The sequence below is a fragment of the Streptomyces sp. CNX435 genome, assembly GCF_059570575.1.
Genome location: NZ_JCANTA010000031.1, coordinates 1 through 12,033, shown reverse-complemented (window position 1 = coordinate 12,033; position 12,033 = coordinate 1). Strand labels below are relative to the sequence as shown.

The following is a 12,033-nucleotide window of genomic DNA, read 5'->3' as shown; positions in this document are numbered from 1 at the left end:
TTTCGTGCGGCAAAGTCACGCAATGTTCAGGCTGGATCTTCATGAACCCTTGCGCCGCTCTCCCCGTTGCAGTCAGCAGATGGTTGGCAGACGACGATCAGGAGCAGACAGATGGCATCGCGAAGAGAGGCCGGCCGCGTTGCGCTTGACGGGGAACCGGGGAACTCCTCCGTGCGGCACGGGAATCTAGGCGCCGTTCCCCCGGCGTGGTACAGGGCCACCACGTCCAACGGCACCACGCCCAACGGCACCACGTCCAACCGCGTGCTCGGCGTGCACACAGAGCGGCGTGACGAGGTGTTGCGCGAGCGCGCGCCCGTGCGTCCGCGCCGCAGGGGCCGTGGACGCGTCAGGGCACTGGCCGGATCCCTGGCGGCGGCGGCCACGCTCGCCGTCGCGATCCCCGTGGTGTCGGCCGGCCCGGCCAGCGCCGCCGGCTGCGCGGCCGGGTGGAACAGCTCGGCGGTCTACTGGGGGGACGACGTGGTCTCCTACGAGGGCCGCAACTGGGTGGCCAAGTGGTGGACGCTGGGCGAGGTGCCCGGCACCACCGGACAGTGGGGGGTCTGGGCCGACCAGGGCGCCTGCGGCGACGGCGGAGGCGCCCAGGAGTTCGACGCCGTGGCGCCCTACGAGCCGCCGTCCGACGCCCCGGCGTCCGACGCCCCGTCGGGGTCCGTGGTGAGCGAGGCCCAGTTCAACGAGATGTTCCCGAACCGGAACCCGCTCTATACGTACCAGGGCCTGACCGAGGCCATGCGGTCGTACCCGGCCTTCGCCAACACCGGTACCGACAGGATGAAGAGGCTGGAGGCAGCCGCCTTCCTCGCCAACGTCAGCCACGAGACCGGCGGCCTCGTCCACGTCGTGGAGCAGAACCAGGCCAACTACCCCCACTACTGCGACGCGACCCAGCCCTACGGCTGCCCGGCCGGCCAGGCCGCGTACTACGGCCGCGGGCCCATCCAGCTCAGCTGGAACTTCAACTACAAGGCCGCCGGCGACGCGCTCGGCCTCGACCTGCTCAACGACCCCTGGCGGGTGGAGCGGGAGCCGGCCGTGGCCTGGCAGACCGGCCTGTGGTACTGGATGACCCAGAGCGGCCCCGGCACCATGCCCGGGCACACGGCGATGACCTCCGGCGCCGGCTTCGGTGAGTCCATCCGCTCGATCAACGGCGCCCTGGAGTGCAACGGGGCCAACCCGGCCCAGGTCCAGAGCCGCATCGACAACTACCAGCGCTTCACCCAGATCCTCGGCGTCACGCACGGCAACCTTCTCACCTGCTGATCCACCGCCGCACCCGCGCGTCGAGCCCCAGGGCCGCTGCCCTGGGGCTTCGGCGTCTCCCGCGTTCCGTGCGGAACACCCTTCCGTTGAGGCCGCCGTATGCCGTGGGCTGGACGAGGCAGAGTCGGCCGACGAAGTGCTCGTGCGGCACTACGGCGCGGGCAGTGCCGCCCGTCCGGAACATCGACGCCCGTCACGAACAGCACGGTGCCCTCAGCACCCGCACCACCCGGACTCCGTCACTTCGCCGGGCCATGCCCCGGCGACGAGGACCCGGAACTCCCGAAGCCGCCGTGGAACTGCTGGCTCGGCGCGACATACCAGGCATGGCTGTGGTAGCTGGGAGATGCCGCGGGTTCATGGGCATGCGGCGCCGGAGGGCTGTACGAACCCGCGTCGCCGATGAACTGCTGCTGGCCCGGCACGACATACCCGACGGTCGGGTCTCCGTAGCCGGAAGGTCCCGCGGGTCCGTAGGGATACGTCTGGGGGTTGAACGGACTCGCGCTGCCCTGGAACTGCGGGTCCGGCGCGTCGTGCGGCCAGCCCGGCCCGTAACCGGCCTGAGGGCTGGAGAACTGACCGGAACCGGCCGTGGGCATCAGATACTCTCCCACCGGATTCTGCGCATCGTGCGAGGCGTACGGGACTGCCGGCATCGGCTGCATGTCGGCGGCGCTCCGAGGCTGCACACGCGAAGCACGGGTCCGCCTGGGCCTGGGCTTCGCAGCGGCGACCCTACGGGACTTCCCCTCCTGGTCTACCTTCGGGTCGATATAGTAACCTTTTCCATCCGGCCGTAGTATCAAGGGAATTTCCGCTCTCCTCAGCACCTCCTCCTCCGCGTTACTGATCACCCTGTCAGGACTACGGAAGAGATCATAGAGCCGCTCCCGGGCGTGCTTCTCCCACCCGGTTGCGTGATACTTTGTTCCGGCGAGAACGCCGGGGGTGACCACTGCGGGGTAGTCCGGCTCGTTCGTCAGGCCGTACAGTCGCGAGATCAACATAGCGTTGCGGACATTTCTATCCGCCCTGCGGCCAATGTGCCGGTCGACCGCGGGGTCGATATGGTTACCCCCTTGACGCCGCGGCTTCAAGGGGATTTCCGCAGCCTTCAGCACCATCTCCTCATCGGCGGTGGCCTTCGCAAGAGGCCTGAGAAGTTCATGGAGCCGCTGCCGAGCCTGATTCTCCCCCACGGGCGCGGTATCGTCTCTCGTGGCGAGCTGGCCCTTGGGGACCTGGGCGGGGTAGTCCGGCTCGTCCGTCAGGCCGTACAGCCGCGCAATCCACAAGGCGGTCCCATGAAGGGGAACCCGCTGAACCATGTCATCCTCCGTACGCACCCCGCCGCTATCACCTTCGCGCGTTGGGCTTGGCCATGGGCTTGGGGAGCCCGCGTACTTCTCCTGCCACGGCGGGGGCTGACCCTGGCCCTGGCGCCCTTGACGAGGCGTTGCGGGAGTTGAGGCCAGAGGGCAGGAGATCCATGGCGTAGAGGGTGGGGGCGGGGCCGACGGCGGTCATGGGCACCTCCCAAGTCGTCCGGAGGCGTGCCGGCCGCTGCGGGTGCTGGGGAGCGGTGCGGCCCCCTGGCAGTTGGATCTGGTCGGGCGGCGGAGGCCCATTGAATTGAAGGACATTCCGCGAGTTACCCTCAGCGACTGCCGCGGCTATGGGCAGATGGGCCCTCACGCCAAGCCCGTCGCCGTGGCCGAGCAAACTCGCCAGTTCGTTCGCGACCAGCATTTTGTCTTCTTTGCTGAGTTTGTTGTACTCATTAAAGGCGCTCGAGCCGGCCTGAAAGGCGCTCGGACCGGCCTGCTGCTCCTGCTCCCGGAACAACCAGCGCAGTGATCGGACCGCCCACTTCGCCACACTATCGAGCTGTCCGTTCACCGAGTCGTTCGGGTTGCCGTATTGGGTGTTCCAGTCCTGCTGTGCTGCCGGGCGCTGCATCCCGCCCAGGTCTTTGCGCAGCTGCTTCTCGAATTTTGCCAGCAGCCAATCTGCATTTGTTGTATTTGCCGCCGCACCCCCCTGTTCACGGGTCTCTGTCCCCCTCTGTCCACGGGCGCCCAGTTCGGCGAGGATTATTTCCCGGGCCAGGCGTCGGGCCTCCTGGCGGCGGGCCTCGAAGTCCATCTGCTGCGGAGGCATGGAGTCCACTCCCGTGTCGTAAACGTGCAACGTTACTGACAGACACGGATCCTGCCTGCGTTCGGTTCATCGGTCTTCTTCGACGCGGTCGAGCCGCGATGGCGGCGGCTGCCTGGTTGCGAAGCCCGTGGTATCCGCACCGCTCCTCACCGGCTTCGCCGCACGGGTGGACCGTGGGTCAATCCATCTGCCCCGCGGTCCAGCAGTCCGGCTTGCCCGGCTGGCCGCACGTGGAGAGGGCGGCCAGCGTACGGTGCAGCACAGCTCGCCGATCCTCGGGCAACTCGGCCGCCGTGTTGGTCAACTGGTGCGGACCGGCAGCCAGGTCGTGGTACTCCACTTCGCCCGTCGCGTACTCCACGTACAACTCGTCAGCCGTGCGGATCGCCTTGTACGAGCCCGGCTGAGCATTGCCCGTCCCGGCCGCGGCATCCGGGTCACGGGGCGCGGTGGTGGCGTGCGAGGTGTGCTCAAGGAACGCCGCGTCCCGGGCCCAGCCGTCCGTATCGCCGTGCCATAGCCCGGCCATCGACCGGCCGTCGCTCGCACCCGGTGTCACCCCTGCCAGCGATAGAAAGGTGGCGTACATGTCGGTGTTCTGCACCAGTTCGCGGCGGGTCGCCCCTTCCTGCACCCCGGGACCGGCCACCAGGATCGGCACCCTGGCGTCGTGGTCGTACGGGGTGCCCTTGCCCCGCAACAGCCGGTGCTCGCCGAGGTGAAAGCCGTTGTCGGAGCCGAAGACGACGTAGGTGTCGTCCGCCACACCCAGCTTGGTCAGGTGCGCCCGGAGCTGCTTGATCATGTCGTTGAGCGACTGCATCATCTGCACCCGCAGCCGATAGCTGCGGTCGATCGCCCTCGTCTCGTCCGTGGTCAGCGCGCGTTCGCGCAGCCATTGCGGCCCGTCGGCGACAGCGCGGTCGGCGGAGCCGTCGCGCGGCGCTCGGACGTCGTTGCAGGCCGCAGGGCCGCAGTCGCCGGCGAAGCCGGCGTCCGGATTCGCCCGGTCGCGGGGCGCGGGCACGTACGGCAGCTGCGCTTTCTGCGCCACCGCCGAGTGCGGTGCGAAGGGGGAGACCTCCAGGAAGAACGGCTGGTCCGCGTGGTGCTTCACCGACCGGTTCAGGAAGTCCACGGCCTTGTCGGACAGCAGATCGGTGAGGTATTTGTTCTGGTAGTGCCGCCGCTTCTTGTTCCCGTCGACGGACTCCGTCATGGAGTAGTTCATCTGGCCATAGCCACCTATGCCGGCGACATGCCATTCGTCCCAGCCCGGCGGCACATAGTCGGCAGGGTAATCGTAGTCCCAGGCGGGTTCAGCGCCCCCGGGCCGATACTCGTTGAGGTACTTCCCCATCTTGCCGGTGCGGTAGCCGGACTTGCGTAGCGCGGTGGCGTACGTGCGGCCCTCGTCGTCGAGGAAAGCGCCAAGACCACCGTCCCCGAACTGCGAAGTGTTCGTCAGAACCCCGGTGTTGTGCGGCAGCCTGCCCGTCAGGCCGGAGGCCCGGGAAGAACAGCACAGGGAGTCGGCGAAGATGTAATTGGCCATTGTGGTGCCCTGCCGCTCCAGCTTCGCCGCCTCGGTCATATAGCCGAGCAGGTCGGCTGACATGTCGTCGACCTGGATGTAGACGATGTTCGGCCGTTCCCTGGTCGCTTGTTCCGCATCTGGGGCACTGCCGTTGCTCCTGATTGCTACCGCCAACCCGGCCGCCGTCAGCACCAGAGCGGTCCCGGCGGCTGCCGCATTTTTCAGTCGCTTACGCATATATGCACCTTGCGTTCTCGGTGTTCGCTTCGGTCCGTCCGCCGATCAACCCGGCACCTCGATCAGCGTGAGCGACGCCTTCTCAGGTATGCGACGACCTGTAGCCCTTCCTCAAGCGGCCCGCTCACGAGCACGACGTCACAACGGTCCTCGCACACCGCAACGGACCCCACCGACAAACAGTTCAGCGCCTACGGCGAACAGCAGTGAACTGTCTCCCCACACCAACCGTTGGCTCGCGGGTATGTCAATTCTTAACTTTTCGGCGTGAATGAACTGGTCTGTCGGTCAGATGCGGGCTGCTGAGAGCTGGTCGTCGAAGGCCAGGTCGAATAGCGTGGTGTGATCGAAAGCGGCAGGCTGGGCGGGTGATTCCGCTGGGATCGTGCATGAAGGCAGGGATTAGGGCCTCTTGGTGGCTCAAGGTTGTTGAAGTCACGAGCTGTTCCAGGAGGCCCTGTTGCCGCAGTTGTACGCGCTTGTGCCGTTGGAGTCCCACTCGGCGTCACCCCCCCCGCGGGCGTGGTGCAGCCGTAAGTGAACCGTTTCTCCGTTTCTGACGTTGGGGCTGGTGACCAGATCGATCCCCGCCCTCGCACACGGAGGCAACATGCCCTCTCGACCCGATGAGGCCCGAGCCGATGTGGCCCGAGAAGTCCAAGAGGCACTGGCCAGGAGGCCCCAGCAGCCCGAGCAGGCCCCTGCACCGGGCCCGATCCAGCAGGTCCAGCCAGTCGGGCAGACCTTGGCGCATCAGGTGCCGTATGCGGAGGATGCCCGCCAGCCCCAATGGGCCTTGATGGCCGGGGCGCCTCAGCAGCCCGAGCAGGCCCCTGCACCTCAGCCGGTCCTGTGTCCCGCCACGGCTAACTGGCTCAAGCGCCAAGGGGCCTCGATGCCCAGCAAGCCCGAGGAGCGCTGGCAACAGTCCTCGATGGCCAGCATGCCCCAGTGGCCCGAGCAGGCCCCTGCACCTCAGCAGGCCGGGCTAGTCGAGGAGGCCCTCAACAGGTGGAAGCAACGGGTTCCCTGGGAGGTCGCTCAGGCAGCGCGTGTGGCGCAACCGCAGCCGCCTGGTCATGGCTTCCCGTCTGCTGGTTTCGCCGGGCAGCAGCCGCCTGGTCATGGCTTCCCGTCTGCTGGTTTCGCCGGGCAGCAGCCGCCTGGTCATGGCTTCCCGTCTGCTGGTTTCGCCGGGCAGCCTCAGCCGCTCGCGCCCGACGCGGCGTCCCTGGCGCCTGCCGCGGGTGGGTACCGGCAGGCGGCTGGCTCCGATCCACAACGCCCCCAGTACCACCACGCGGCAGGGCAGAATGAGCCGCTGTCGAAAAGGCAAAAGACGATGAATTAACCGTTCGTCCATGAGGGCCTCGACGTCGGGGAAGTGCTGGAAGAAGATGGCGAGGCCCTCGTTGCGGGCGGCCGGGCCGCGATGACGGTGGCGTTCATCGTGTTCTGTCTCTTCTTCCCGGAGACGAACGCGTGCCGTCCGCCGCGGTCGGCTGGTGGCCTGCGGACCTGGATCTCGGTGATGTCCGAGCGCAGCTCGACGCCTTCGGCTCGGGCACAGGCGAACACGTCGGCCAGAGTCCGTAACCGCAGGTGGGGGCGGTCGGGGATCGCGCACGCCCGCTCGGCCGAGAGCCCGATGTGTCTCTGGTCGACGAACGCCAGCCGGTGGCGGGCTCCGGCCTCACCTCGCACGGCATGACGGCCGTCCTCGGGGCCGGCTTGCCACGGCACCGCGAATTCCTCCACCGGGCATGTGAGATGACGCCGCGAGATCCCCGTGAACAGCTGATGCGCACCAACTCGCGAGACCTCGACGCCGTGATCACCGCGTCCACGCCGCCATCCCGGCACCGGCCCGAGCCGAAAGCGTCAGCACCGAGGCAAAGCGGGTCGCGCGTCGGGTGCACGGCTGACGTGCCCTTCGTCATCACCCGGGGGGACGAGGGCGTTCGCGTCCCGCTGCACAGCTTCACGGGCGGCTGGTGAACCGGTGGGCGGTGCAGCGCGTAGCAGCGGGGGAGGCGCGAAGACTGAGGGGACGTGACACGTGATGGATCATGACAACCAGCCGGAGCAGCAGCCGCCGAGGAATGTGTATCGGGATGATCCGGAGTACCGGCGGCGGCTTCTGGAGCAGAAGAAGAGGGAATATCAGGATCCGGAGCACCGGGAGCGGCTTCTGGGCGCGATGCGCGCTCGTTATTGGCAGAATCCGGAGCAATCCCGGCGGCGGTGGCGGGAACGGCGTCAGGCGCGGCTCGCGGGGATGCCGGAGGAGGAGCGGAAGGAGTTTGAGGATGTTGAGCGGGACAAACGTCGGGGAACAGAGCGGGACAGGAGCCGGCGGGAGCGGCTGGCGGCGTCGGCGGTGTATAAGCAGTATCGCGGGCTGGAGCCAGGGTGGCCGGAGGTGCCGCCCCCCGGGTTGACGGTGGCGTTGCATCCCGGGTCGGCCCGGAAGAAGAGGAGCGTGCGTACGCCGGCAGCTGTGCTGGTCCGGCCGTACGCGCGGCAGATGGAGCCGCCGGAAGATCGGTTGGCGGCGCTCGTGCCGTCAGTGCTCGCCGATGCGACGCTCGACCTGGACGATTCTGAGGTGAAGCGTGTCATTACCGCGAGGACGAATGAGACTGGCCTCGATGCGACGAAAGCCCTTGATGAGGCGAAAGCGTGGCAGGACGAGCTGGGGAAGGCGATGTTCGGTTCTGGCATTCCCGGACCCCCGCAGCTGTTCGGCCACCTCGATGCCGGTCTGGATTCCGCGCAGGAAGCGGCGCCGGGGATGTTCGGCGCCCCGTACGCGGGCGAGGTGCACGACCAAGTCTTCGACACCGGGCAGTGGCCTCCCGTCCCTCCCGTGATGAATCCCTTCGAGTCCTCCGCGTACGGCCACCTGCCTGGCGTCGGGGAGGGCACCCCGTCTTCCTGGGACGACGCAATGTCCCAGGCAATGGACAAACTGACCATCACAGCCCCAGTGCCACCCACGGCCGTCAGCGCGCACGACGCCCTCCCGCCCGGACACCAGCAAGTGGCCCACGGCCAAGGCACCCCCTGGCCGCCGGGCCGGCAGCTCCCGGGCAGCGCGGGACCGTTCAACCCCCAGACGCCGTATGCCTACGGACCCGCGGGACCTTCCGGCAGCGGAGGCCCGACCGTCGGGTATGTCGTGCCGGGCCAGCAGCAGTTCCCCGGCGGTGCGGGTTCGTACAGCCCCCCGGCGCCGCATACCCATGAACCCGCGCCATCTCCCAGGTACCACAGCCAGACCGCGTACGTAGCGCCGGGCCAGCAGCTCCACGGCGGCTTCGGGAGTGCCCGTCCTGCGTCGCCGGGTGGCCCGGCGAAGTGACGGAGAAGTGCGACTCCGCAGCCGTACCGTCGCACCGGAAACGGCACGGCCCGCGACCCCCGACGCGGGCCGGCTTGCCCGAGGCGATTGACCGCCCCGGCTCCGGCGCCGGTGCACCACGCCGCAAGCCGACCGGGTGTTCTGCGAATGAGCCGGGCGGCCTGCCCGACGGGCAGCGGAGATCGTCCTGACCCTCGGGGCTGGTCCATAGTCCTTGTGATCACGAACTTCAAGATGGCGCAGGCTCGCTGGGAGGGCGCATGTCGTTGCAGGAGATGTGGGATCGAGTGGAGGAGGCGTGGACTCGGCAGGATCAGGTGCTGGACGAACAGATGCCCAGCCAGGACGCGCTTCAGGCGCGCAGTTGGTCGCAAGAGTGGCAGCAGAGGAAGTCGAGCGCGAGCGAGCAGGTGTCGCAGCTGGAGGATGCCTGGGATGCCGAGTGGGGCCGTCAGCGGCTAGAGGTGAGGGGGCTGCCGCGGGAACAGCGTGAAGAACGGCTGCGACCTTTGATGGCGGAGTGGAGGAGGGTGGAGGAGCGGCGGGCGGAGCGGATGGGGCAGATGGCCCAGGCGGCGGAGGCGCGCGCCGCTCCCCCCGCGCCACCGTATGGCGTGGCCCTCAGCCAGCCGGCTTATGTCCCGGAGGCGGAGCGGGCGGTCGTTACGGATCACGCGCAGGTGTCCCCTGACCAGCAGCGAGTCGCCGCGACCCTCTGGGAGACGTCTCCACGTCCACCCTCGTACCGTCGCACGCCGTCGCCGCCGGCGGCCGGCTCGTCGTCGTCCCGGCATGACCAGCAGCCGCAGGGGCATGGGCCAGGGCCAAGGCGACGGGCAGGGCGAGGCTGACGGGGCGGCCCGCGGCTCCCGCAGTAGGCATCGCCGGGCAACACGTGCTCTCCCGTGATCGATCTGCCGACCTCCTATCGCGTGTTGAACCGCCCGTGGCGCCGTTGCGCTGGCACCCGGTGATGCCGCCATCGGGGCGGGCCCGGGCGGCGCCGTACCTCTTCCACGTCTCCGTACCGGCGCGGTGGCCCCTGGCCGGCGTGCTCGGAACTCGGCCAACTGACCGGCGCATCCCGGCGTACGACCGGACGGCGTGCCAGCGCCGGGTGAACCGCTTGGAGCGGTGTCCCGTAGTGGCCTCCTGAGCCGCGACCGTCGGCTGTGCGGGCCAGACGGTCGCGGCTCCCCCTTTTGCCCGTTGTCCCCTTGTCCTGCCGCCGTGCCCCGCAGCCGCCTGTCGGCGTCGCCCCGGCCCCGGAGACCCGCCTTGCGCCTCCCACCCCGTGTACGGACACACTCCGGCGCCGAGCCGGCGCCGCGGCCCGAGGGCCGTATCCGGGACGTCGACGTCCTGCGCGGGTTCGCGCTGCTGGGCATTCTCCTGGTCAACGCCCGGGCGATGGCCGGGCCGCACGTGGACGCGGCGGGCGGGCCGGTCGTGTCGCGGCCGGACGAGGTGGCCGCATGGCTGGTCACGGCGCTGGTCAGCGCCAAGTTCTACCTGCTCTTCTCGTTCCTGTTCGGGTACAGCTTCACGCTGCAGCGGCTCTCGGCCGCGCGTGCGGGGGCTCCCTTCGCGCCACGGCACCTGCGCCGGTCGGGCTGCCTGTTCCTCCTCGGCCTCGCGCACGGCTTCCTGCTGTTCGCCGGTGACGTACTGGCGGTCTACGGGGTGCTCAGCCTCGTGCTGTTCGCGCTCCGCGACATCGCACCGCGCACCGCGCTGCGGGCGGCGGCCTGGCTCGTCGTCGCCACCGCGGGAGTGCTGCTGGCCTGGGGCGTGCTCACACTCGCCCTCGCGGAACCCCCGCGGGGGCAGAACACCGCGGCCGCGGTGCACGAGGCGGTTGCCGCCCACCGGGGCGACCCTACGTCCGTCGTCGGCACCAACGCGCGCCGGCTGCGCGACGCGCTCGGCTGGAACATCGTCTACGGAGCCGACATGCTGGCCGCCTTCCTGGTGGGCCTCGCCGCCGGCCGCCGCGAGCTGCTCGCCGGGACCGGCGGCCCGTACCGCGCGTGGATGGTGCAGATCATCGTCAGCGGTCTGCCGGTCGGCCTGGCCGGAAGCGTGTTCATGGCCTTCTGCCGCAACGGGCCGCTGGACGCCCGCTGGTACGACGTCGGCTCGGCCGTCGGCGTGCTCACCGCCCCCGCGCTGACCGCGGCCTACGCCAGCGCCCTGCTTCTCCTGCTGTCCACCCGGCCCTGCCGTCGGTTCGCCGCCGTCCTGGCCGGGGCAGGCCGCCTGGCCCTGACCCACTACCTCACCCAGTCCCTGGTGATGGCGCTGGTCTTCACCGGATACGGACTGGGCTGGTACGGCCGCTACGGCACCGTGGCCGTCCTGCCGGGCTGCATCGCCCTGTACGCGGCGCAACTCGCCGCCGGCCGATGGCTGTTGCGCCGCTTCCGGTACGGCCCTGCCGAGTGGCTGCTGCGTGCGGCCACGCTGGCGAAGCGCCCCTGAAGCACTTACCCGTCGTACGGCTTCCGCAGGGGACACCGCCTCCCGCCGCCACTTGCTCGCCGGAAGAGCTGAACTGTTTGCCGGTGGGGCCCGTTGCGGTGTGCGAGGACCGTGGTTGTGCGGTCGGCAACGCCAGGAGAGGCGCGAGAAAAGGGGTGGTCATGAGCGTGGGTGAAGAGCCGGGTGGGGAGGTAGGGCCCGGGGAGCCGGTGGATCTGGGCAAGGCGGTGTCCGGTGGGGAGCCGGGTGAGGCGTCGTCTCCGATCGCTGTGATCATTTCCGGTGACGGGTCCGTCGAGATCGACGGGGTGCCGGTCCCGGTGGTGGGAGAGGAGCCGGTCGACGTCGCGATCCTCGACACCCTGCACGGCTACGCCCATGCCCGGGACTCCGCGGTGACCGCGACGATCTCGGATCCGGCCGCGGGTTACGTCGCGGTCGTCGAGGTGGCGCCGGACGGTTCCAGCAGGCTGCTGGAGCAGCACGGGCAGGAGGCGGGCGAGGACGGGGTGCCCGGGTCCGCCGGATCCGGCGGGTACTCCGCTCCCCCCGGCCTCGACGCCGAGGTCCCCGACTTCCCCGGCCTCCCCGACCTCTCCGACGTGGGCGACATAGACGACGTAGGCGACGAGCCGGGCCTGCAGCCGCAGCCCGTACCGGCACTTGCGTCCCCTCCCGCTCCCGGCCCGGACCCCGACGAGGACGTCGGCCGGGGATTCGGCCGGGGAATCGGCCGGGGAATCGGCCGGGGATCCGGTGGGGGGTTCGGCCGCCGGGGGAAGCAGAGCCAGTCCGACGACGAGTACCGGGCGCCCGGGCTGCTCAAGCGGCCCGCGTTCGTGGGGGCGGCGGGTGTCGCGGTGGCGGCCGTCATCCTCATACCGCTGATAGTGCTGGGCAGTTCGGGAGGCGGCGACCCGCTGAACCAGTCCGCCGGGGCCACCCGGGAGCCGAACGGGAG

6 protein-coding genes and 2 pseudogenes are annotated in these 12,033 nt (G+C 69.5%); 4 read left to right on the top strand and 4 right to left on the bottom strand.

The window, feature by feature from the left end; translation table 11 throughout:
• Positions 1-318 precede the first annotated feature (318 nt).
• Positions 319-1,290 (top strand): glycoside hydrolase family 19 protein, encoded by a 972-nt coding sequence (locus T328_RS32535; RefSeq protein ID WP_496499891.1) that lies wholly within the window; start codon positions 319-321, stop codon positions 1,288-1,290.
• Positions 1,291-1,529: 239 nt separating this feature from the next.
• On the opposite strand, the gene T328_RS32530 is transcribed toward T328_RS32535, so the two are convergent.
• The 4 genes and pseudogenes from T328_RS32530 to T328_RS32515 all read right to left on the bottom strand — a co-directional run bounded on the left by T328_RS32530 (position 1,530) and on the right by T328_RS32515 (position 7,090).
• Positions 1,530-2,621 carry a hypothetical protein gene (locus T328_RS32530; protein WP_496499836.1) on the bottom strand — a complete coding sequence of 364 codons (1,092 nt, stop codon included), beginning with the start codon at positions 2,619-2,621 and terminating at the stop codon, positions 1,530-1,532.
• 28 nt (positions 2,622-2,649) lie between these two features.
• Positions 2,650-3,453 carry a hypothetical protein gene (locus tag T328_RS32525; protein ID WP_496499835.1) on the bottom strand — a complete coding sequence of 268 codons (804 nt, stop codon included), beginning with the start codon at positions 3,451-3,453 and terminating at the stop codon, positions 2,650-2,652.
• Between the two features lie 178 nt (positions 3,454-3,631).
• Positions 3,632-5,182, bottom strand: a complete 1,551-nt coding sequence (locus T328_RS32520) for a sulfatase family protein (protein WP_496499834.1) — start codon at positions 5,180-5,182, stop codon at positions 3,632-3,634.
• A gap of 1,033 nt (positions 5,183-6,215) precedes the next feature.
• Positions 6,216-7,090, bottom strand: a pseudogene (locus T328_RS32515) (transposase family protein).
• Positions 7,091-7,289: 199 nt separating this feature from the next.
• Between T328_RS32515 and T328_RS32510 the strand changes: the two are divergent.
• The 3 genes and pseudogenes from T328_RS32510 to T328_RS32500 all read left to right on the top strand — a co-directional run.
• The gene (locus T328_RS32510) at positions 7,290-8,591 is read left to right on the top strand and encodes a hypothetical protein (protein ID WP_496499833.1); all 1,302 of its coding nucleotides are present in this window, start codon (positions 7,290-7,292) and stop codon (positions 8,589-8,591) included.
• 1,278 nt (positions 8,592-9,869) lie between these two features.
• Positions 9,870-11,072, top strand: a complete 1,203-nt coding sequence (locus T328_RS32505) for a DUF418 domain-containing protein (protein WP_496499832.1) — start codon at positions 9,870-9,872, stop codon at positions 11,070-11,072.
• Between the two features lie 161 nt (positions 11,073-11,233).
• Positions 11,234-12,033: pseudogene (locus T328_RS32500) on the top strand (hypothetical protein); the annotation flags it as partial.

Coding starts and splice junctions, on each gene's coding strand:
- T328_RS32530 (WP_496499836.1), bottom strand. CDS start 2,621: ATGGTTCAGCGGGTTCCCCTTCATGGGACCGCCTTGTGGATTGCGCGG.
- T328_RS32525 (WP_496499835.1), bottom strand. CDS start 3,453: ATGCCTCCGCAGCAGATGGACTTCGAGGCCCGCCGCCAGGAGGCCCGA.
- T328_RS32510 (WP_496499833.1), top strand. CDS start 7,290: ATGGATCATGACAACCAGCCGGAGCAGCAGCCGCCGAGGAATGTGTAT.